Origin of the sequence: Nocardioides lacusdianchii (assembly GCF_020102855.1) — a bacterium.
Taxonomy (GTDB): domain Bacteria; phylum Actinomycetota; class Actinomycetes; order Propionibacteriales; family Nocardioidaceae; genus Nocardioides; species Nocardioides lacusdianchii.
Genome location: NZ_JADHZD010000004.1, coordinates 18553 through 40684, shown reverse-complemented (window position 1 = coordinate 40684; position 22132 = coordinate 18553). Strand labels below are relative to the sequence as shown.

Genomic DNA, 22132 nt, shown 5'->3' with positions numbered 1-22132 from the left:
CGCCACATCGAGGAGAGCCATGTCGCACGAGATCCCTGCCGATGTCGCCGCAGCGCGCGAGGAGTACGAGGCCCGCATCCTCGGCCTGCACATGCCGGCCACGGTGCGCCAAGCCTCCGAGAGGTACGCCGACCAGCCGGCGTTCTCCGACCGCTACGACGTGCCCGACGGCGAGACCTGGTCGACGATCACCTGGACGCAGACGTGGGAGCAGACCCAGCAGGTCGCCGCGGCGTTCATCGACCTGGGCGTGCAGATCGGCGACCCGGTGGCGATCATGGCCAACAACCGCACCGCCCACACGCTGGCCGACTACGGCGCGATGACGGCGGCCGCGGTCCCGATGTCGATCTACAACACCCTCGCCCAGGACCAGGTGTCGTTCATCGCCGCCGAGTCCCGGCCGGTGGTGGTCGTCCTCGAGGACCACGACCGCTACCAGCGCTGGGAGAAGGCGCTCGCCGAGGTGGACTCGATCCGCCACATCGTGATGCTCGACGACGCCGACCGTGTCGACGACCCGCGCGTGATGACGTGGGCCGACTTCCTCGCCCGCGGCCACGACACCAGCGGCGTCGAGGAGCGGATGGACCGGATCACCCCCGACCTGCCGGCCACCTTCCTCTACACCTCCGGCACCACCGGCAACCCCAAGGGCGTCGTGCTGACCCACCACAACGTCATGTACGAAGCGGTCTCCACCCTCGAGGCGGCCGGCCTGCGCGGCCAGCAGCGCACCGTCAGCTACCTCCCGCTCGCGCACATCGCCGAGCGGGTGCTGGCGACGTACGGTCCCCCGTTCCTGGGCAGCCACGTGCACGCGATCCCCGACCCCGCCGGCCTGCTCGGCGCGCTCGGCGAGGTGCACCCGACGGCGTTCTTCGGGGTCCCGCGGGTGTGGGAGAAGATCAAGACCGGCATCTCGGCCAAGCTCGCCGAGGACCCGGACCCGGCCAACCAGAAGCTCGTCACCGACGCCATGGCGGCGGGCCTGGCATGGACGCAGGCCCACGAGCACGGCAACGAGATGACGCCGGAGGTCGAGCAGGCCTACGCCGAGGCGGATGCCGCGATCCTCGCCTTCCTGCGCCTGCTCCTCGGCCTCGACCAGGTGACGTGGGCGGCCAGCGCGGCCGCACCCATGCCGCTGGAGGTCGCGAAGTTCATGGGTGGGCTCGGCCTCAAGGTCTACGACGTCTACGGCATGACCGAGACCACCGGCGCCTTCACCGCCAACGGTCCCGACGGCTTCCGGCTCGGCACGGTCGGGCGCCCCAACCCCGGCATCGAGGTCCGACTCGCCGAGGACGGGGAGATCCTGTGCCGCGGCCCGGTCAACACCCCGGGCTACTACAAGCAGCAGGCGGCCACCCGGGCGCTCATCGACGACGAGGGATGGATCCACACCGGCGACATCGGCACGATCGACGAGGACGGCTTCGTCTCGATCATCGACCGCAAGAAGGAGCTGATCATCACCTCCGCGGGCAAGAACATCGCGCCGTCCAACATCGAGAACTACCTCAAGGAGTCGCCCATCGTCGGGCACGCCATGGCGCTCGGCGACGATCGCTCCTACGTCGTCGCGATCCTCACCCTCGACGGGGAGATCGCCCCGCTCGTGGCGGCGAAGATGGGCATCGAGTTCACCGACCTCGCCGACCTGTCCGCCAAGCCGGAGATCCGCGCGATGGCGCAGGCCGCGGTCGACAAGGCCAACGAGCGGCTCTCGCGACCCGAGCAGGTCAAGGCGTGGGAGCTGCTGCCCGACGAGTGGACGGCCGAGTCCGAGGAGCTGACCCCGACGCTCAAGCTCAAGCGGCGCGTGGTGAAGACGAAGTACGCCGACGTGGTGGACACCCTCTACGGTCCCTCCGCTGGTTGAGGTGCGAGCGGAGCGAGCCTCGAAACCGGCACCCTTCGACCTCCAGGCCCACCGCGGCGGCGCCGGCCTCTGGCCCGAGAACACCCTCGAGGCTTTCGGCCGCGCCCTCGCGCTCGGGGTCTCGACCCTCGAGCTCGACGTGCACCTCACGGCCGAGGACGACGTCGTCGTCGCCCACGACCCGGTCCTCGACGACACGCGACGCATCCGCGCCCTCACCCGCGCCGACCTGCCACCGACGATGCCGCTGCTGCGCCAGGTCGCCGCGCTGCTCGACGAGCGCGGCGCGGATCCGGTCCGGGTCAACCTCGAGATCAAGTACGACGCCCTCGACGCCTCGGGGCTCACCACGCGCGAGGCGTTCGTCGCCAGGGTCGTGGACGCGCTCCGCATCGACGGGCTCGTGCCCCGCACCAGCATCCAGTGCTTCGACTGGGGAGTGCTGGACCGCGTGGGCGACGCGGAGCCGGGCCTGGAGCGCAACGTCCTCGTGTCCCCGAAGTACCTCCGTGCGGCCGAGGGACCGTCCCCCTGGCTCGACGGGGTGGTGGTCGACGACGACCTCGTCGCGGTCGCCGCTGCGCAGGGCTTCACCGCGATCTCGCCCATCCACGGCTCGCCCTACCGCTCCGGCGTGGACGACCCGGCGTACGAGCCGTACGCCACCGCCGACCTGGTCGAGGCCGCGCACGCTGCCGGGCTCGCCGTCATCCCCTACGTCGTCGACGACACGGCCACGATGCGCCACCTGGTCGGGCTCGGCGTCGACGGCCTGATCACGAACCGCCCCGACCTGCTGCGCGAGGTGCTGGCGGACGAGGGGCTCGCGGTCCCGCCGGCGTACCCAGGATGAAGCACCCGGTCTAGCCCTCGGGGGAATCACCGATGCACGAAGCCCGTCCGGGCTGTTGTGCTTGTCGCATGCATCGACAGGTTGCGGGAGCCCTGACCGGGCGCGTCACGAAGTGGGCCGTGCTCGTCGCGGTCCTGGTCCTCGCCGCCATCATGGGGTTCTTCTCCACCAAGCTGACCTCGGTCCAGAACAACGAGGCGTCCTCGTGGCTGCCCGAGTCGGCGGAGTCGACGCGGGTGCTGGACGAGCTGTCGGAGTCCGTCGACCCCGACGACATCCCCACCCTCGTGGTCTACCACCGCGACGGCGGGCTCAGCGCCGAGGACCTCGCCACCATGGAGGCCGACGGCCAGGAGATCGCGACCATCGACGGCGTGACGGACGCCGGCGTGCTGACACCGGCGGCCGCGGAGGCCGCGGCCGCGCAGGGAGCGCCGGTGCCGACGCTGGTCTCCGACGACGGTGAGGTGGCCTACCTCTACCTCGTGCTCAACTTCGGGTCCGACGGGTGGAACGCGATCCCGGACGCCGCTGACGAGATCCGCGACATCGCCGAGCTCGACGGTGGCGAGGTGCACCTGGCCGGCTTCGGCGGGCAGGCCGCCGACTCGGCCGAGGCCTTCGAGGGCATCGACACCGACCTCATCCTCGCCACGCTCAGCGTGGTCGTGGTGATCCTGCTCCTCACCTACCGCAGCCCCGTGCTGTGGCTGCTGCCGATCATCTGCGCGGTCGTCGCCAACACCCTCGCGACCGGCCTGGTCTACCTCCTCGCGAAGTACGCCGGGCTCACCGTCAACGGGCAGAGCCAGGCGATCCTCAGCATCCTGGTGATCGGCGCCGGCACCGACTACGCCCTCCTGCTGGTCGCGCGCTACCGCGAGGAGCTGCGCCGGCACGAAGACCGGCACGAGGCGATGGCGTACGCCCTGCACCGCGCCGCGCCGGCGATCTTCGCGAGCGCGGCGACCGTCGCGGTCGGCATGCTGTGCCTGTCGTTCGCCGAGCTCAACTCCACCGCCGGGCTCGGCCCCGTCGCCGCGATCGGCGTGGCGGTGACGATGCTGGTGATGATCACCCTGCTCCCCGCGCTGCTGGTGATCTGCGGGCGGTGGGTCTTCTGGCCCAAGCGGCCGACCTTCCGCAGCGCCGAGCCGACCGCCGACGGCGTGTGGGCACGGATGGGTCGCGCGATCAGCCACCGGCCGCGGCGGGTCTGGGTGGTCACGACCGGGTTGCTGCTGCTGGCCTGCCTCGGCCTGTTCCGCCTCGACGCGTCGGGGCTGTCGACCGAGGACACCTACACGAAGGAGTTCGACTCGATCCTGGGCCAGCGGCTGCTCACCGAGCACGGCCTGGCCGACAACTCCAACACCGTCCAGGTGGTCACCGACACCGACGCGGCCGCCGACGTCGTCGCAGCACTCGAGGGCATCCCCGACCTGGGCGCACCCGGCGAGGTGCGGCCGCTGTCGGGCGGGCGTTCGTGGTTCGAGGCGACCATCGACGCCGACATCTCCTCCACCACGGCCGCCGACGTCGTCGAGGCGACGCGCGACGCCGTGGGCGAGGTGGACGGTGCCGATGCCCTGGTCGGCGGCGGCTCGGCGTTCTACCTCGACACCAAGATCGCCTCGGTGCGCGACAGCTGGGTGATCATGCCGCTGGTCCTGCTCGTGGTGCTGCTGATCCTCATCGGCCTGCTGCGCGCCCTCGTCGCGCCGCTGATCCTGATGGCGACCGTGGTGCTGTCCTTCGGCGCCGCCCTGGGCATCTCGGCGCTCATCTTCGAGTACGTCTTCGGGTTCGCCGGGTCCGACCCCGGGTTCCCGCTGTTCGCCTTCGTCTTCCTGGTGGCGCTCGGCATCGACTACAACATCTTCCTGATGACCCGCGTGCGCGAGGAGACCGCTACCCACGGCACGCGCCAGGGGTCCCTCATCGCACTGGCCTCGACCGGCGGCGTGATCACCTCGGCCGGCGTCGTCCTGGCCGCGACCTTCCTGGTGCTCGGGTCGCTGCCGCTGGTGTTCCTGGCCGAGCTCGGGGTGGCGGTGGCGCTCGGCGTCATGCTCGACACGCTGGTGGTGCGCTCGGTGCTGGTGACCGCCCTCAACCTCGACCTGGGCGGCAAGATCTGGTGGCCGAGCAAGCTCGACTCAGTCGACGCGCCGCTCGCCGAGGCCGAGGCGCGGGCTCCCCTGGAGACGGTGCACTAGCGCGACGAGGTGGGCAGCGTCAGGATCTCGACGCCGTCCTCGGTGATCGCGATGGTGTGCTCGCTGTGCGCCGTACGGCACCCGGTGGCGCTGCGCAGCGTCCAGCCGTCCTCGTCGGTGACCAGCTCGTCGGTGTCGACCATGATCCACGGCTCGAGGGCCAGGAGCAGGCCGGGACGGAGCTGGTAGCCGCGGCCGGGGCGGCCGTCGTTGGAGACGTGGGGGTCCTGGTGCATCGTCGTGCCGATGCCGTGGCCGCCGAACTGCATGTTGATCGGGTAGCCCGCGCTCCGCAGCACCGTCCCGATGGCGTGCGACAGGTCACCGATGCGCGCCCCCGGGCCCGCGGCGGCGATGCCGGCGTCGAGCGCGGTGCGGGTGGTCTCGATGAGGGCCACGCTCTCGGCGGGGCGAGACTCCCCCACCAGGAAGCTGATCGCGGAGTCGGCGGCGACGCCGTCGAGGCGTACGGCGAGGTCGAGGGTGAGCAGGTCGCCGTCGCGCAGCGCGAGGTCGCGTGGGCGACCGTGGAGCACGGCGTCGTTGACCGACGTGCAGACGTAGTGGGCGAAGGGGCCGCTGCCGAAGGAAGGGGCGTAGTCGACGTAGCAGGACTCGGCGCCGGCCTCGCGGATCATCTCCGCGGTCCAGAGGTCGAGGTCGAGGAGGTTGGTCCCCACGGCGCTGCGCTCGCGCAGGGACTGGAGGATGTCGGCGACGAGGGCACCCGTACGACGGGCGCGGTCGACCTGGGCGGGGGTGAGGATCTCGATCATCGGATGCCCAGCCTCGCACAGTCCTTCTCGGTCGAGCCGTCGCAGAGCTCGTCGAGGGTCAGCACGCCCTGCGCGACGAGCACGGAGGTGAGGGTGTCGATGGTGACGTCCTGGGCCGGGTAGAGCCAGGACTCGATCCCGTCCACGTCCTCACCGCCCTCGACCGGGTTGTCGGCGAGGTAGGCCACCGCCAGGTCCGCGGCCTGCTCGCTCATCGCGCGGGTCGGGACGTACGTCATCGTCTTCTCGTCGCCCAGCACCAGGTTGCGGGCGGCCTGGATGTCGGAACCCTCCTGACGGACCACCTCGCCGCGCTCGAGGCCCACGAAGCGGTCCGAGGCCGGCACCGGCTCGCCCATCGACACCACCGGCAGGTCGCGGGCGGTCAGCGACGCGAGCTCGTCGACGTCGACGGGCACCACGACGATCACGTCGGCCGAGGCGGCCTCGGCTTCGCGAGCCTGGCTCTCCTGGGCAGCCGCGTCGCCCTCGGCGTCGTACACCGCGACCCGGCACTCGTCGCACGTCGCCTCGACGCGCTCGGTGAAGGCCTCGGCGTCGACCGCGCGCGAGGCGGTGTCGGAGCCGTCGGCGACCAGCAGGGCGATGGTCGGCTCGTCGCCCGCGCACGCCGAGAGCAGGGGGGCGAGGACGAGCAGGACGAGGGTGAGGAGTCGGGCACGCAGCATCGCGAGGAGGTTATCGCCTGCCGGGTTGCCCTCAGTGCGCCGGCGGTCGCTTCCGCTGCGGGGCCGGTCGGGTCGGGTCGTCGTCGGCGCGGTCGACGTCGGGGGGAACGACGATCGGTCGGAGCCTCGCCCAGGCGAAGAAGCCCAGCCCCACCACGAGCAGGGCCAGACCGGTCCAGAGGTTGGCGTTCACCCCGCCGGTCTTCTCCGGCTCGTGCTCCCCGAGGAGGCCGGCCAGCGCGAGGATCACGCCGTACAACGCCATCAGGGCGCCGATGATGTTGCGGATGTCGAACAGGCCGGCCTTCTTGGACCTGCCGTCGGTCTCGGACGTCGTGGACATGCTGGCCCCTCTCAGAAGGCGAAGTTGAGGACGACGACCATCGCGAGCGCGATGCCGGCGAGCGGTGCCGTGCGCCGGTACCACGGGTACGACGCCTCGTTCGGGTCGGTGCGGTCCTCGCGGGGCGTCTCGGAGTAGACCAGGCCTCGGAGCTCCTCGGCCGGTTTGGGCTTGGTCACCAGCGACACCACGACGCTCAGCACGATGTCGACCACGAAGGCGACCGACGCCGCGAGGAACGCCACCCCCTGCCCGGAGAGCTCGAAGACGCCGGCGGCCGCGGTGCGATCGACCGCGATGGCCGAGAGCGTGCCTGCGACCAGACCCACCCAGCCGGCCGTCGGGGTCATCCGCTTCCAGAACATGCCGAGGATGAACGTCGCGAACAGCGGGGCGTTGAAGAACCCGAACAACGTCTGGAGGTAGTTCATGACGTTGTCGTAGCCGAGAGCGATCTGGGCGGTGAAGATCGCGATGACCGTCGCCCCCACCGTGGCCAGCCGGCCGATCCGCAGGTAGTAGTCGTCGCTGTGGTCCTTGCGGATGTAGCGCTGCCACAGGTCGTAGGAGAAGACCGTGTTGAAGGCGGAGATGTTGGCCGCCATGCCGGCCATGAAGGCGGCCAGGAGTCCGGCGATCGCGAGGCCGAGGAGGCCGTTGGGCAGCACGTCGCGCATCAGCAGGAGCAGGGCGTCGTTGTAGGTCACGTCGCCGGAGGCGCCGCCCGCGGGACTGCCGCCGTCCTTGAGCTCGATCATCTCCGCGACCAGGACCGCGGAGACCATGCCGGGCACGATCACGATGAAGGGCACGAACATCTTGGGGAAGGCGCCGATGATCGGCGTCTTCCTCGCGGCGGAGATGGAGTCCGACGCCATCGCCCGCTGGACCTCGACGAAGTTGGTCGTCCAGTAGCCGAAGGACAGCACGAAGCCCAGACCGAAGACGATGCCGACCACCGACAGGAGCGGGGAGTCGAAGCCGGAGAGCGCCTGGCCCGGCCAGGCGTTCAGCTGTTGCGCGGCCGGTGGCGCGTCGGACGCCGAGGACGCACCCGCCGAGGCGGCACTGATCTTGTCGGTCAGGCCGTCCCAGCCCCCGACCCGGTTGAGGCCGATGAGCGTCAGGGGCAGCAGGGAGGCGACGATGACGAAGAACTGCAGCACCTCGTTGTAGATCGCCGCGCTCAGTCCGCCCAGCGTGATGTACGACAGCACCACCGCGCCTGCGACGATCAGCGAGACCCAGATCGGCCAGCCCAGCAGGGCCCGCACGATCCCGGCAAGGAGGGCGAGGTTGACGCCCGCGATCAGCAGCTGGGCGACCGCGAAGCTGATGGCGTTGACCAGGTGGGCTCCGGTGCCGAAGCGCCGGAACATGAACTCCGGCACCGAGCGCACCTTGGAGCCGTAGTAGAACGGCATCATCACGACGCCGAGGAACAGCATCGCCGGGACGGCACCGACCCAGAAGTAGTGGAAGGTCGGCAGACCGAGCTGGGCGCCGTTGGCGGACATGCCCATGATCTCGACGGCGCCGAGGTTGGCGGAGATGAAGGCCAGACCCGTCACCCACGCAGGCAGCGACCGGCCGGAGAGGAAGAAGTCGATCGAGTCGGACACCGACCGGCGGGCCATCACGCCGATGCCGAGGACGAATCCGAAGTAGATCGCGACCAGCAGGTAGTCGAGCCAGTTGGCGTCGATCAGGGTGTCCGAGCTCATGCGTGCCTCCCGAGGTTCATCTGGGCCCCCGTCAACCTAGACCCCCGCAGCGGCCTGCGAACCCACCCCTGGGGGTCAGTCGCCGACGACGACCTCGACCTCGAACCCCTCCGAGCTCTCCACGTAGAGCGCCACGTGCTGCTCGCCGCCGGCATGCGGGTAGCGGTCGGCGTACATCTCCTGCCAGCCGTGCCCGGCCGCCTCGGTCCGCATCCGGTCGAGCTCGTCGCGCGTCGCGACGGTCAGGGCGAGGTGGTTGATGCCGGGGCGCAGCCGGTCGTGGTCGCCGTGCTGGTCGGGCGAGTGCTCCATGAAGACGTAGGTGCCGTCGGGGTGCACCCACGACCGTACGCCGTCCTCGCGCCGCCACCCGCACGCCGCGAGCAGCCAGCCCCACTCCCCCTCGGCGCGGGCGACGTCGTCGACCCAGAGGTCGAGGTGGTGCAGTGCGCGGGTCACGCGGGCCAACCTAGACCCGCGGTCCGCCCCTGGCCGACGTGACGAGGACCGTCGCCGTCGCGGCGAGGGCGAGGCCTGTCCAGACGTAGCCGTCGAGGGTGGGGCGGTGGTCCATGATGTAGCCCTGCGAGAGCGCCCACGCCGACCACACCGCGGTCATGGCGCTGACGAGCAGGGCGGCCGTGGTCCAGGCACGGGTGACAGCGACGTAGATCGCCACGGCCACGACGAGCACGGTGATCCCGAGCGCCGGCCAGTAGACCGAGAAGGCGGCCGCGAAGCTCCCGCCGCCCTCGAGGTCCGCCTCCGGGTCCACGGACACCGGCGCCAGCCGGAGACCGCACAGGACCACCAACCACCCGGCGAACGCGACGAGGACCGCCCAGACCTGCGTCCCGGGCTTCATGGCAACCCGGCGGGGCTGGAGACGAGGCATGGGCCGACCCTAGCCAGCCCTGCTCCCGCCCTGCCTCCCTTCGCTGGTTGAGGTGCGAGCGCAGCGAGCCTCGAAACCATGCCCCCATCAGTGGTCGAGCAGCCACGCTCCCATCGGTGGTCGAGTAGCCCGCGAGGAACGAGCGGGCGTATCGAGCCCCACTGTCGGTGGTCTTCCCTATCATCGAACGCATGATCGAGTTGCTGGAAGCAGGACCGGAGGCCGGGGCAGACGCCCTCGGCCCCACCGCGCTGCTCGCCTCGATCAAGGCGTCCCGCTCCATCGAGAACACCGAGGCAGCCCGCCAGCTCGACCTCGCCGCCCGTTGGGCCGACCTCCACCCGCCCGAGTCCATCCACACTGCAGCGACCTTTGCGGTCGCGGGGTGTGAGCACGAGGAGCCGATCGCCGGACCGGGTACGCCGCTGGTGGCGGAGTTCTGCGTTGCCGAGCTCGGCACGGTCCTGGGCATCTCCTCGGTGTCGGCGAAGAAGCTGATCGGTCATGCCCTGGAGCTGCGCCACCGACTGCCGCGGCTGTGGGCGCAGGTCCATGCCGGACGGGTGTCGGCTTGGCGGGCGAGGGCGGTCGCCGAGGTGACGATCCACTCGGCCCCAGCGTTGACGGTCGAGGCAGCGGCATTCGTGGACGCCCAGGTCGCCGCCGTGGCGGGGAAGATCGGGCCCGCACAGCTCGACCGCCTCGTGGCCGAGACCATCAAGCGCTACGACCTCGCAGACGCCGACCCGGCCGCGGACCCGGAGGACGGGTACCTCCACGTCGACCCGCGCCACGTGACGATCCACGACCAGGACGTCCACTTCGCCGGCACGATCCGGCTCGAGGCCGAGATCGATCTCGCCGACGGGCTCGACCTCCACCAGGCCCTCGCCCACAACGCTGCCGCGCAGAAGGCCCTCGGGTCGACCGAGGCGCTCGACGTCCGCAGAGCGAAGGCCCTCGGCGACCTCGCCCGTACTCAGACCGCGCTCGACCTCCACGACTCTGATGGCGGTCGAGTAGCCGGCGAGGAACGAGCCGGCGTATCGAGGCCAGACCTCCCCGCCGCACGGGAGGTCGTGCTTCACGCCCACTTCGACGCAAGGTTCTCCGACGACTCCGCCGTGTTCGGTCCGACGGGGCGGCTCGAGGAAGGCCAGCGACTCGTCCTCCTGGAGCAGCTGATGACCTGGTGCGCCGACTCCCGGACCGAGATCACGATCAAGCCCGTCGTCGACCTCAACCAGCCCAAGTCCGCGCCCGGCTACGACATCCCGGACCGGATCCGCGATCACGTGATCTTCAGGGATCGCACCTGCGTGTTCCCGTTCTGCTCACGCCCCGCACGGGGGTGCGACGTCGACCACGTCATCGAGTACGACCACGACGCTGAGGCAGAAGGTCGGCCGCAGCCCGGGCCCACGCACACCGACAACCTCGCAGCCCTGTGCCGGTTCCACCACCGGCTCAAGACCCACAGTGCTTGGCGTTACGCAATGACTGCGCCCGGGATCTTCGAGTGGACCACCCCCCACGGGCACCGCTATCGCCGCGACCGCACCGGCACCACCGCCCTCGACCCACCCGAGCCCGGCCCACCCCGGATCCCGTCACCTCGAAGATGACCCCGCCCCACACCCCCGCCACCCACCAGGAGGCGGGGCCACAGGCGCGTTCGCGCAGGCCGTGAGAGTGTCGAGCGGTGTCCCTGCCTGTCCTCCGAGCTCGTCGGCTCGTGTTGAGGCCCGCTCGGCGTCCGCTCCTCCCCGGACGAGGGCTTGGGCTACTGGATCGGCTCGCTGGCCGAGGAGACGGTCGGATGGTGGGGCCTCGGCCGTGCCGCCGACAAGCCCGGAACGGGCGAGCTCGGCTTCAGGCTCCTCGCCTGCGTCCTGGCGCCAGGGTCTCGCCACGGAGGGCACGCACGCCCTTCTCCACCACGCGTTCGTCGATCGCGGTGTCGGGCACGTCTGGGCGGGAACCTCGACGGCCAACACGGGGTCGAGGCGGACCCTCGCCGCGGTCGGCCTGTCGTGCATCGACGAGCCGTTCCCGGGAGTCCTGACCTACGAGGTGACGGCCCGCACGTGGCGGGACCGCCTCACTCCCACTCGATCGTGCCCGGCGGCTTCGAGGTGATGTCAAGCGTGACCCGGTTGACCTCGGCCACCTCGTTGGTGATGCGCGTGGAGATCCGCTCCATCACCTCGTAGGGCAGACGGGCCCAGTCGGCGGTCATGGCGTCCTCGGAGGTGACCGGACGGATCACGACGGGGTGGCCGTAGGTGCGGCCGTCCCCCTGGACACCGACCGAGCGGACGTCGGCGAGCAGCACGACGGGCATCTGCCAGATGTCGCGGTCGAGCCCGGCGCGGGTGAGCTCCTGGCGCGCGATCGCGTCGGCGCGGCGCAGGATGTCGAGCCGGTCGGCGGTCACCTCGCCGATGATGCGGATGCCGAGGCCGGGGCCCGGGAAGGGCTGGCGCCAGACGATCTCGGCGGGCAGGCCGAGCTGCTCGCCGACGAGGCGGACCTCGTCCTTGAAGAGCGTGCGCAGCGGCTCGACGAGCGCGAACTCGAGGTCCTCGGGCAGGCCGCCGACGTTGTGGTGGGACTTGATGTTGGAGGTGCCGGCACCGCCACCGGACTCGACTACGTCGGGGTAGAGCGTGCCCTGCACGAGGAAGCCGACCTTCTCGCCGTGCTCGGCCGCCTCGCCGAGCACCTCGACCTCGGCGGCCTCGAAGGCACGGATGAACTCGCGACCGATGACCTTGCGCTTCTCCTCCGGGTCGGTGACGCCGGCCAGCGCGGCCAGGAAGGTCTCGCGGGCGTCGTAGACATGGAGGTTGACCCCGGTCGCGGCGACGAAGTCGCGCTCGACCTGCTCGGCCTCGCCCTCGCGGAGGAGCCCGTGGTCGACGAAGACGCAGTGGAGGCGGTCGCCGATCGCGCGCTGGACGATCGCGGCGGCCACGGCGGAGTCGACGCCGCCGGAGAGGCCGCAGATGGCCAGCCCGGTGTCGCCGATCTGCTCGCGCACCCGCTCGATCTGCTCCTCGGCGATGTTGAGCATCGTCCAGGTCTGTCGCGCACCCGCGATGTGGTGCAGGAAGTGCTCGAGGACCTTCTGGCCGTGCTCGGAGTGCAGCACCTCGGGGTGCCACTGCACGCCCGCGAGACCACGCGCGACGTCCTCGAAGGCCGCGACCGGCGTGTCCTCCGTCGAGGCCAGGACCGTGAAGCCCTCGGGCGCCTGGGCGACCGAGTCGCCGTGCGACATCCACACCTTGTGCTCGGCGGGGATGCCGTCGAGCAGCGTGCCGGGCTCGGAGACCACGACCGGCGTACGCCCGTACTCCCGCGCGCCGGTGTGGGCGACCTCGCCGCCGAGGCCCTTGGCCATCAGCTGGAAGCCGTAGCACATGCCGAAGACCGGCACGCCTGCCGTGAAGACGGCGGTGTCGATGCCGGGGGCGCCGTCGGCGTACACGCTGGACGGGCCACCGGACAGGATGATCGCCTTGGGGTTGCGCGCCAACATGTCGGCCACCGGCATCGTGTGGGGCACGATCTCGGAGTAGACCCGCGCCTCGCGCACGCGCCGCGCGATGAGCTGGGCGTACTGCGCCCCGAAGTCGACGACGAGGACCAGGTCGTGCTCTGCAGGCTGCGTCACGCGGCGAGTCTATCGATCGCCCGCCCCCGACCCGGCCCTCGCCCCAGGGCCCGATCGGGGAGGGAGGGTGACCGGGCCCTGGAGCTTGCTCCCAGCTGCTGCGGACAGCGCCGAGACCCGAGGCCCGACCCTTGGGAGGGAGCATGACTGCCGGGCCCCTTACCCGGGCAACGACCTCGCGGGGGGCTGGTTACGGCCTGCGGCCGACGTTTTCAGCTGACCCCGACGATCGGCAGGCGCAGGGCTCCCGGGGCCGCCTCCGGCACGACCGGGTTCTTCGGCTCCACCGGCGCGAGCCGACGGTAGGTCGAGCCGAGCGCGGGCCGCGGGTCGGCCTCGCCCTTGTTGGGCCAGAAGGCCATCGCCCGCTCGGCCTGCGCGGTGATCGTCAGCGACGGGTTCACCCCGAGGTTGGCCGAGACCGCCGACCCGTCCACCACGTGGAGGCCCTCGTGGCCGTAGAGGCGCTGCCACGGGTCGACGACGCCCGTCTCCGGGGAGTCGCCGATCGTGCAACCGCCGATGAAGTGCGCGGTCAGGGGCCGGTTGAAGGCCTCGCCCACGTTGCCGCCCGGGGTGCCACCGAGGACGTCCGCCATGCGGCGGGTGGCCTCGTAGGCGATCGGGATGTAGGTCGGGTTGGGCAGGCCGTGGCCCTGCTCGCTGGTCATCCGCCAGCCGAGGCGGCCCTTGACGCCCTTGGTGGTGATCGAGTTGTCCAGCGTCTGCATCACCAGCGCCACGATCGTGCGCTCCGACCAGTGCCTGAAGTCGTAGAGGTCGAGCGCGGTGCGCCGCTGCGCCCACAGCTCCTTGAGCCAGGTGCGCACCCGCGAGGTGCCGGGGGTGTCGTCGGCCAGCACCGTCTGCATGAGCGCCATCGCGTTGGAGCCGTGGCCGTAGCGGCACGGCTCGATGTGGGTGACCTCGTCGGGGTGCCACGACGAGGTGATCGCGACGCCGCGGGAGTAGTCGACGGACGTGTCGGGGGCCAGCGCCCCGAGGATCGCCTCGGAGTTGGTGCGGGTGAGCACGCCCAGCCGGTCGCTGATGCGCGGCAGGTCGCCCTCGCCCTTGAGCTGGTGGAGCAGCTTCTGCGTGCCGAGCGCGGCCGCGGAGAAGACGACCTGGTCGGCGGTGAACGTCTTGGTGGCAGTACGCCGTGACAGCTTGGCCTTGGTCCAGCGGGCCTTCACCTCGTAGCCGCCGCCGGCGCGGGGGCGTACGCGCGTCACGGTGGTCAGCGGGTGGACCACCGCTCCTGCCTGCTCGGCGAGGTGGAGGTAGTTCTTCACCAGGGTGTTCTTGGCGTTGTGGCGGCACCCGGTCATGCACTCGCCGCAGTTGAGGCAGGCGTTGCGGGCCGGGCCGGCACCACCGAAGTAGGGGTCGGCGACCTCCTCGCCGCCGCGGGCGTCGGGACCGCCGAAGAAGACCCCGACCGGGGTCGGGTGGAAGGTGTGGCCCACTCCCATGTCGTCGGCGACCTGCTTCATCACCTCGTCGGCCGGGGTGTGGAGCGGGTTCTCGACGACGCCGAGCATCCGCTTGGCCTGGTCGTAGTAGGGCGCGAGCTCGCCCTTCCAGTCGGTGATGTGCGCCCACGACGGGTCGCGGTAGAAGGCGTCGAGCGGCTCGTAGAGGGTGTTGGCGTAGACCAGGGAGCCGCCGCCGACTCCCGCGCCGGCCAGGATCATGCAGTCCTTGACCATGTCGATGCGCTGGATGCCGTACATCCCGAGCGCCGGCGCGAAGACGAACCGCTTGGCGTCGAAGGAGGTCGCGGGGAAGTCGTCGTCCTCGAAGCGCGCGCCGGCCTCCAGGACGCCCACGCGGTAGCCCTTCTCGGTGAGGCGCAGTGCCGTGACAGAGCCGCCGAAGCCGGATCCGACGACGAGGACGTCGTAGTGCTGGGCCTCGGGTCGGGTGCTCATGCGCGACCCAGCTTGTTGAGCACGCGCAGCGCCCGGGTCATCACCCGGGCGTTGGTCTCCTCCGACATGCCGAGCACCGGCGCGATCGGGAGGAGGCGCTGGGTGGCCACGGACTGCGCCTCGGTGTAGCGCAGGACGCCCTCAGCGCCCTGGCGCCGCCCCATGCCCGACTCGCGCATGCCGCCCATCGGCGCGCCGAGCGAGCCGAACGTCGCGCCGTACGGCTCGTTGACGTTGACCGTGCCACAACGGATCCGGCGGGCGAGCGCGCGGCCGCGGGCGGCGTCGCGCGTGTAGATCGAGGCGTTGAGGCCGTAGGTGCCGTCGTTGGCGCGGGCGACGGCCTCGTCCTCGCTGTGGAAGCGGTAGAGCGCGACGACCGGGCCAAAGGTCTCCCGGGCGAAGCACTCCATGTCGGCGGTGACGCCCTCCAGCACGGTCGGCTCGAAGACGTACGGCCCGAGGTCCGGGCGCGCCGTGCCGCCGCAGAGGACCGTCGCACCCTTGGCGACCGCGTCCTCGAAGTGGGCGGTGACGGTGTCGAGCTGGGTCTGCGAGATCAGCGAGCCCATGTCGACGTTCCAGTCGTGGCTCGCGCCGAGCGTCAGCGCCCGGGTGCGTGAGACGAAGGCGTCGACGAACCGGTCGTAGACCTGGTCGGCGACGAAGAGCCGCTCCGTCGACACGCACAGCTGACCGGCGTTGGCGAACACGCCGCGGACGGCGCCCTCCGCCGCGCGGTGCACGTCGGCGTCGCGCAGCACCAGCATCGGGTTCTTGCCGCCCAGCTCGAGCGAGCACCCGATCAGCCGGTCGGCGCACTGGCGGGCGATGAGCCGCCCGGTGGCGGTGGAGCCGGTGAAGCAGACGTAGTCGGCCGCGCCCACGACCGCGCCGCCGATCTCGGGCCCGGGGCCCGCGACGACCTGCCACAGCTCCGACGGGAAGCCCGCCTCGTCGAGCAGCTGGGCGGCCAGCAGCGCGGTCAGCATGGTCTGCGCGTCGGGCTTCGCCACCACGGCGTTGCCGGCCAGGAGGGCGGGCAGGCCGTCGCACAGCGCCATCGAGAGAGGGTAGTTCCAGGGCGAGATGATGCCGACGACGCCCTTGGGCACGCGGTTGACCTCGGCCCGGGTCAGCACCGGGAACATCCCGCCGACCCGACGGGTGTCGAGGTGCTCGTGGGCGGTGCGGGCGTAGTAGCGCGCGGTCAGCGCGAGGTGCGCGACCTCGAGGTAGGCGTCCTTGCGCGCCTTGCCCGACTCCCACACCACCAGGTCGATCAGCTCCTCCTGCCGGTCGAGCAGGAGGTCGTGCAGCCGCAGCAGGGCGGCGGCGCGGTCGTCGAGCGACGTGGCGGCCCAGGCCGCCTGGGCCGTACGCGCCCGCGCGAAGGCCTCGGCGACGTCGGCGGGGGTCGACTGCGGCACGTGGGCGAGCGGGGCGCCGCCGATCGGCGAGGAGACGGCGTGGGTCCGACCGGAGCTGCTCACCACGCGGCGGGTGAGGGAGGCGACGTACGAGCGGTCGAGGGCGTAGGCCGCGGTGCTGTCGTGCTCGGGGTCCGCGGGGCCGTCGGTGATCGGGCCTGAGACGGGGCTCTGGTCACTCATCCCAGCAGCGTAGGTCGACCCCCGCGCGCTTGCTACCGATCAGTCACTTCGTCCCAGCATTTGACACTTCGGGGTGATTTGTCCAACCCCGCCCCGGCGCCGTCAGACGATCTCGGGAGCCTTCACCCGCGCCTCGTCGGCCTCCTGGTCGGTCGACATGAGCTGGCTCTGCCGCTCCGCCTCCACCCGACGCAGGTAGTGGTCCACCTCGTCATCGACCTGGGCTGCGTCCCAGCCCAGCGCCTCGCCCATCAGCTCCGCGGCCGGGCGGGCGGCGTGGATGCCGCGGTCGAAGGTCTCGATCGAGACCCGCGTCCGGCGGGCGAGCACGTCGTCGAGGTGGCGCGCCCCCTCGTGCGTGGCGGCGTAGAGCACCTCGGCGCGCAGGTAGTGCTCGGCTCCGGGGAGGGGCTCGCCGAGCTCGGGACGCTGGTGGATGAGGGCGAGGACCTCGTCGACGAGGCCGCCGTAGCGACCCAGCAGGTGGTCGATCACGCCGATCTCGAGGCCGGACGCCCGGCTCAGCGCCACGCGCTGGTTGGTGCGGGCCTCGAAGCCCCATGCACCCATCAGCGGCACCCGGTCGGTGATCGAGGCCGGCGTCGGACCCGAGCTGCTGGAGGCGTGCTCCAGCGCGTGGTCGACCGCGTCGCGCGCCATGACGCGGTACGTCGTCAGCTTGCCGCCGGCGACCAGCACGAGGCCCGGCACGGGGCTGGCGACCGTGTGCTCGCGGGAGAGCTTGGTGGTCTCCCCCATCTCGCCCTCCTTGCGCATCGGCTTGAGCAGCGGCCGCAGCCCCGCCCAGACGCCGATCACGTCCCGGTGGTCGAGCGGGTCCTTGAGCAGCCGGTTGACGTGGCCGAGGAGGTAGTCGATGTCGGTCTTGCTCGCCGCCGGGTGGGCGAGGTCGAAGTCCCAGGCGGTGTCGGTGGTGCCGATGATCCAGAAGTCGTCCCACGGGATGACGAAGAGCACCGACTTCTCGGTCTTGGTGATGAAGCCGCACTCCGAGCGGATCCGGTCCTTCGGCACGACGAGGTGGATGCCCTTGCTGGCGTCGACGTCGAGCTGGGCCTTGCCACCGATGAGCTCCTGGACCTCGTCGGTCCACACGCCGGCCGCGTTGATGACCACCTTGGCCCGGATCTCGAGGTCGCGCTGGCCCTCGAGGTCGCGGGCCTGCACGCCGACGACGCGGTCGCCCTCGCGCAGGAAGCCGGTGACCTTGGTGCGCGTCGCGACGTGGGCGCCGTTGTTGGCGGCGGTGCGGGCGATCATCATCACCAGCCGGGCGTCGTCGACCTGGCAGTCGTAGTAGCGGATCGCGCCGTGCAGCTTGTCGGTCCTGATGTCGGGGGCCATGCGGGCCAGCTGCTTGCGGAAGACGTGCTTGTGCTTGGGCACGCCCATGTCGTACTTGCCGGTCATCGCCATGCCGTCGTAGAGCGCCACACCGGCACCGACGTAGGGCCGCTCCCACGCGTGCTCGAGCGGGTAGAGGAACGGCACCGGGCGCACGAGGTGGGGCGCGAGCCGCGTCAGCAGCAGGCCGCGCTCCTCCAGCGCCTCCTTGACCAGCGCGAAGTCGAACATCTCGAGGTAGCGCAGGCCGCCGTGAACCAGCTTGGACGAGCGCGAGGACGTGCCGGAGGCGAGGTCGCGCTGCTCGACCAGGCCGACCTTGAGGCCGCGGGTGACCGCGTCGAGGGCGGCGCCGACCCCGACGATGCCGCCGCCGACCACGAGGACGTCGAGCTCACCTGCGGCGAGGTGCTCGAGGGCGTCAGCGCGTTGGTCGGCGTCGAGGGCCTTGGCGAGGGTCATGCCCCCAGTGTCTCAGGGCGGCCCAGCGCTCGGCAGCCTCCGGCTCAGTGCTGGACGACGACCTCGATGCGCTGGAACTCCTTGAGCTCGGTGTAGCCGGTGGTGGCCATCGCGCGGCGCAGGGCACCGATGAGGTTCATGGTGCCGTCAGCGGTGCGCGAGGGGCCGAACATGATCTCCTCGAGCGTCCCGACCGGGGCGAACTCGACGCGCTGGCCGCGCGGCAGGTCGGCGTGGGTGGCCTCGCTGCCCCAGTGGAAGCCGCGCCCGGGCGCCTCGGCGGCGCGGGCGAGCGGGGAGCCGATCATCACCGCGTCGGCACCGCAGGCGACCGCCTTGGCGATGTCGCCGGAGCTGCCGATCGAGCCGTCGGCGATGACGTGGACGTAGCGGCCGCCCGACTCGTCGAGGTAGTCGCGGCGGGCGGCGGCCACGTCGGCCACGGCGCTCGCCATCGGGACGGCGACACCGAGGACGGTGCGCGTGGTGTGGGCCGCACCCCCACCGAAGCCGACCAGGACGCCGGCCGCGCCGGTGCGCATCAGGTGCAGCGCGGCCTGGTAGGTCGCGCAGCCACCGACGATGACGGGGACGTCGAGCTCGTAGATGAACTCCTTGAGGTTCAGCGGCTCGGCCTGGCTGCTGACGTGCTCGGCGCTGACGGTGGTGCCGCGGATGACGAACATGTCGACGCCGGCGTCGACGACCGCCTTGACGTGCTCCTTGGTGCGCTGCGGCGAGAGTGAGCCGGCGACCGTGACGCCCGCCGCGCGCACCTCCTTCAGGCGCGCGGTGATGAGCTCGGGCTTGATCGGCTCGGTGTAGATCTCCTGCATCCGGCGCGTGGCGTCGGCGCCCTGGAGCCCGGCGACCTCCTCGAGCAGGCCGGTCGGGTCGTCGTAGCGCGTCCACAGGCCCTCGAGGTTGAGCACCCCGAGGCCGCCCATCTGCCCGAGCGCGATCGCCGTGGACGGCGACATGACGGAGTCCATCGGCGCGGCCAGCACGGGGATGTCGAAGCGGTAGGCGTCGATCTGCCAAGCGGTGCTGACCTCCTCGGGGTCGCGGGTGCGCCGCGAGGGCACGATCGCGATGTCGTCGAAGGAGTAGGCGCGGCGACCGCGCTTGGCACGGCCGATCTCGATCTCGGTCACCGGGTCAGCCTATCGGCGGCGGTCGTTGGGCAACGAGTCGTGCACAAGTCGGCCAAGTCGCCACGCGGACGCAGCGGCCTCCCTACCGTCGACCGGGTGGGGAAGAGATGGCTCGCGCGCGTCGTCGCGGCGGCCTGCCTGGCCGGTGGGGTGTCGGGCACGGTCGTCGCGACGGCACACGCGTCGGACGACTACCCCTGGGCCTGGCAGGGCCAGTGCCCGATCGAGCCGCAGGTGCCGATCGACGAGCCGACGCCCACGCCCGTCCCCACGCCGACCCCTACCCCGCCGAAGCCGGGTGAGACCCCGGCGCCCGTGCCACCGCCTCCCCCGCCTCCCCCGCCGCCCGTGCTCGACCCGGTCTCGGGGCACCTCTACGACCCCCGCGGCCCGAAGCCGACGTGCGCGCGCCGGGTCTGGTCGATCGACGGGTCGATCGGCGACCCCTGGGGCTTCGTGCTCCGCAACTGCACCAGCTTCGTGTCATGGCGCCTGCACGAGCGCAACGGCATGGCCGGCTTCTCCAACCACTTCCGCGGTGAGCACTGGGGCAACGCCGCGAACTGGGACGACGTCGCGCGTCGCCTCGGCTATCGCGTCGACTCCGTCCCTGCCATCGGCGCCGTCGCGCAGACCGACGCGGGACGTGTCGGCCACGTCGCTTGGGTGACGGCGATCGGTCGCGGCACGGTGACGATCGAGGAGTACAACCACGCCCTGCCCGGTGGCTACGGCAGCCGCACCGTCCCGGTCGGCGAGTTCCGCTACCTGCACCTCGCCGACGTCACCCCGTCGCCACTCATCGGCTCGGACCGCCCCGCCGTGTCGGCCCCGGACGGGCTCGGCGGGTCGTGGACCGCCCGCGTCGACGACCGCGGCACGCTCTGGGTGGCGCGACCGGGTCGCCCCGCGCGGGCGGTCGGTCCGCGCCGCACGTTCTCGACCCTCGCCGCCCCGTCACTCGTCCTGTCCCGCGCCGGGCTGCCGTGGGTCGCCGCCACCACGCAGGACGGACGCGTGCTCGCCGGCCCGTCCCGTCACGGCCGCCTCGTCCTGCGACCGCGCGCCGTCTCGGCTACCACGGCCAGCCCGGCGCTCGCCCTCTCGCGCACCGGTCGGCCGCTGCTGGCCAGCGTGACGCCCGACGGCACCCTCGTGGTCCGGAGGCTGACCCTCCGGGCGGGCTGGAGCCGACCCGACCGCATCGGCCGACCGGGATCGTGGGGCACCCACACCGCACCCGTCCTGGGCAGCGACGCGGACGGACGGACGTGGCTGGTCGCGGTGAGCGCCAGCGGCACCAGCTTCGCCCAGCTGGTCGGGCAGGGACGCCTCCACCGCCTCCCGGGTGCCGCGGCGTCCGCGACCTCGACCCCGACCCTGAGCACCGACCGCGCCGGCACCACCCGCCTGCACCAGGTGACCGCCTCCGGTCGTCTCGGCGTACGCACCCTCGCCGACGGTCGCTGGAGCCGTCCGGAGTGGCTGCCCGGCCGGTGGTCCCCCTACGCCTCCCCTGCGGTCGCCGACGTCGCGGGCAGCCTGCACGTGGCGGGCACCGACGCCGACGGCGCGGTCGTCGTGCGCAGCGCGGTGCCCGGCGAGCCCTCGCGGTTGCCGCGCGGCGTGCGCTCGGCGCGGGACCTCACCAGTTCGCCCGGCCTCGTCACCCGCCGCGGCGCAGGCGTGTTCGTGGTGACCCGCACGGCATCGCGGCTGCTGACCCGCCCGGCGGCGGCGGTGGTCGGCGACTCGATGCCGACCAGTGCCGGCTTCACCCCGTGAGGTCCACGGCCCGGGCGATCCTGCGACGCAACCAGGCGGCGTAGCGCTCGACGCTCCAGCCGAGCTCGCCCGAGAGCACCAGGTAGGTCTCCGAACGCGTCAGCACGACGATCTCGTCGATCGCGTCCGGGTGGACCGGACCGGTGGCGAGCAGCGGCACCACCTCGGTGACGACGTCGACGTGCCCGCGGCGCGCGCCCTGGAGGAGGGTCCGCATGCCGAGGTCCTCCGAGGCGCCCTGGACCATCGCCGGGACGAAGGGCGCCATCGGCACCACCGACGCGCACACGAACTCGACGAACCGGTCGAGCCTCACCGAGGGGTCGGGCTCCTCGGCCAGTCGCAGTGCGGCGAAGGACTCGCTCAGGGACGCGGTGCCCGCGAAGGACGCGGACCGCATCGCGAGCATGAGCAGCGCCTGCTTGGCCCCGAAGGTCTTGCTGACGTACTCCGGTGAGACCCCGGCCTCGCGGGCCACGCCGGCGATGGTCGTGCCCGTCCATCCGTGCTCGGGGAACAGCCGCGACGCGGTCGCCACGACGTGGGCGCGCCGACGCTCGGCGGCGGCGCGGCGGCCGCTGGCGTCGTACGCCCTGCGCGGGGCCACCCTCGTGCCCGTGGTCGCGGCACCCGCGATCGACGCCGGCCGTGTGGCCGGCGTCGACGCGGGTTCGTCGGCCGGTGTTGGTGCGTCCCTCGCCTCAGCGAGCGGACCACGAGCCCCACGCCCGTCCACTACCGGCCACCCCCTGTTTG

Annotated in this window: 18 protein-coding genes; 6 read left to right on the top strand and 12 right to left on the bottom strand. The window is 71.8% G+C overall.

The window, feature by feature from the left end:
• The first annotated feature begins 19 nt into the window (after nucleotides 1-19).
• The 3 genes from IRX98_RS06665 (at nucleotide 20) to IRX98_RS06655 (ending at nucleotide 4957) form a co-directional block, all read left to right on the top strand.
• Entirely contained in the window at nucleotides 20-1885 is a 1866-nt protein-coding gene (locus IRX98_RS06665; RefSeq protein WP_224275010.1) for an AMP-dependent synthetase/ligase, read from the top strand.
• Nucleotide 1886: 1 nt separating this feature from the next.
• Entirely contained in the window at nucleotides 1887-2738 is an 852-nt protein-coding gene (locus IRX98_RS06660) for a glycerophosphodiester phosphodiesterase (protein WP_224275008.1), read from the top strand.
• Between the two features lie 68 nt (nucleotides 2739-2806).
• A complete protein-coding gene (locus tag IRX98_RS06655; RefSeq protein ID WP_224275005.1) occupies nucleotides 2807-4957 on the top strand; it encodes an MMPL family transporter in 2151 nt (716 codons plus the stop codon).
• Here IRX98_RS06655 and map read toward each other — a convergent pair.
• From map to IRX98_RS06625, 6 genes are all read right to left on the bottom strand, one after another.
• Nucleotides 4954-5733 carry a type I methionyl aminopeptidase gene (map, locus tag IRX98_RS06650; RefSeq protein ID WP_224275003.1) on the bottom strand — a complete coding sequence of 260 codons (780 nt, stop codon included), beginning with the start codon at nucleotides 5731-5733 and terminating at the stop codon, nucleotides 4954-4956. The genes IRX98_RS06655 and map overlap by 4 nt on opposite strands.
• Nucleotides 5730-6422 (bottom strand): type 1 periplasmic-binding domain-containing protein, encoded by a 693-nt coding sequence (locus IRX98_RS06645; RefSeq protein WP_224275000.1) that lies wholly within the window; start codon nucleotides 6420-6422, stop codon nucleotides 5730-5732. Before IRX98_RS06645 ends, map begins: the two co-directional genes overlap by 4 nt.
• Nucleotides 6423-6453: 31 nt before the next feature.
• Nucleotides 6454-6765, bottom strand: a complete 312-nt coding sequence (locus IRX98_RS06640) for a hypothetical protein (protein WP_224274998.1) — start codon at nucleotides 6763-6765, stop codon at nucleotides 6454-6456.
• Between the two features lie 11 nt (nucleotides 6766-6776).
• The gene (locus tag IRX98_RS06635; protein ID WP_224274996.1) at nucleotides 6777-8489 is read right to left on the bottom strand and encodes a sodium:solute symporter family protein; all 1713 of its coding nucleotides are present in this window, start codon (nucleotides 8487-8489) and stop codon (nucleotides 6777-6779) included.
• A 75-nt stretch (nucleotides 8490-8564) separates the two neighbouring features.
• Nucleotides 8565-8948 (bottom strand): VOC family protein, encoded by a 384-nt coding sequence (locus tag IRX98_RS06630; protein ID WP_224274993.1) that lies wholly within the window; start codon nucleotides 8946-8948, stop codon nucleotides 8565-8567.
• Between the two features lie 10 nt (nucleotides 8949-8958).
• On the bottom strand, nucleotides 8959-9384 hold the full coding sequence (locus tag IRX98_RS06625) for a hypothetical protein (RefSeq protein WP_224274991.1): 426 nt from the start codon (nucleotides 9382-9384) through the stop codon (nucleotides 8959-8961).
• A gap of 191 nt (nucleotides 9385-9575) precedes the next feature.
• Here IRX98_RS06625 and IRX98_RS06620 point away from each other — a divergent pair, with 191 nt between their 5' ends.
• Together IRX98_RS06620 and IRX98_RS23720 are read left to right on the top strand one after the other, a co-directional pair.
• Nucleotides 9576-11009, top strand: a complete 1434-nt coding sequence (locus tag IRX98_RS06620; protein WP_224274988.1) for an HNH endonuclease signature motif containing protein — start codon at nucleotides 9576-9578, stop codon at nucleotides 11007-11009.
• A gap of 61 nt (nucleotides 11010-11070) precedes the next feature.
• Nucleotides 11071-11523, top strand: coding sequence for a GNAT family N-acetyltransferase (locus IRX98_RS23720; RefSeq protein ID WP_372456038.1), 453 nt, complete (start codon nucleotides 11071-11073; stop codon nucleotides 11521-11523).
• Here the strand turns inward: IRX98_RS23720 and guaA are convergent.
• The 5 genes from guaA to IRX98_RS06590 form a co-directional block, all read right to left on the bottom strand.
• Nucleotides 11486-13063, bottom strand: coding sequence for a glutamine-hydrolyzing GMP synthase (gene guaA / locus IRX98_RS06610; RefSeq protein WP_224274984.1), 1578 nt, complete (start codon nucleotides 13061-13063; stop codon nucleotides 11486-11488). The genes IRX98_RS23720 and guaA overlap by 38 nt on opposite strands.
• A 212-nt stretch (nucleotides 13064-13275) precedes the next feature.
• Nucleotides 13276-14997 carry a GMC oxidoreductase gene (locus IRX98_RS06605; protein ID WP_224274981.1) on the bottom strand — a complete coding sequence of 574 codons (1722 nt, stop codon included), beginning with the start codon at nucleotides 14995-14997 and terminating at the stop codon, nucleotides 13276-13278.
• Nucleotides 14994-16610, bottom strand: a complete 1617-nt coding sequence (locus IRX98_RS06600) for a succinic semialdehyde dehydrogenase (protein ID WP_224274979.1) — start codon at nucleotides 16608-16610, stop codon at nucleotides 14994-14996. Before IRX98_RS06600 ends, IRX98_RS06605 begins: the two co-directional genes overlap by 4 nt.
• A 102-nt stretch (nucleotides 16611-16712) precedes the next feature.
• A complete protein-coding gene (locus tag IRX98_RS06595; protein WP_224274976.1) occupies nucleotides 16713-18437 on the bottom strand; it encodes a glycerol-3-phosphate dehydrogenase/oxidase in 1725 nt (574 codons plus the stop codon).
• A gap of 44 nt (nucleotides 18438-18481) precedes the next feature.
• On the bottom strand, nucleotides 18482-19591 hold the full coding sequence (locus tag IRX98_RS06590) for a GuaB3 family IMP dehydrogenase-related protein (protein ID WP_224274974.1): 1110 nt from the start codon (nucleotides 19589-19591) through the stop codon (nucleotides 18482-18484).
• A gap of 96 nt (nucleotides 19592-19687) precedes the next feature.
• On the opposite strand from IRX98_RS06590, the gene IRX98_RS06585 reads away from it, so the two are divergent.
• The gene (locus tag IRX98_RS06585; protein WP_224274972.1) at nucleotides 19688-21376 is read left to right on the top strand and encodes a CHAP domain-containing protein; all 1689 of its coding nucleotides are present in this window, start codon (nucleotides 19688-19690) and stop codon (nucleotides 21374-21376) included.
• Here IRX98_RS06585 and IRX98_RS06580 read toward each other — a convergent pair.
• Complete coding sequence (locus IRX98_RS06580; RefSeq protein WP_224274970.1) at nucleotides 21366-21983, bottom strand: TetR/AcrR family transcriptional regulator; 618 nt, start codon at nucleotides 21981-21983, stop codon at nucleotides 21366-21368. The two genes, IRX98_RS06585 and IRX98_RS06580, sit on opposite strands and share 11 nt — an antisense overlap.
• Nucleotides 21984-22132 lie beyond the last annotated feature (149 nt).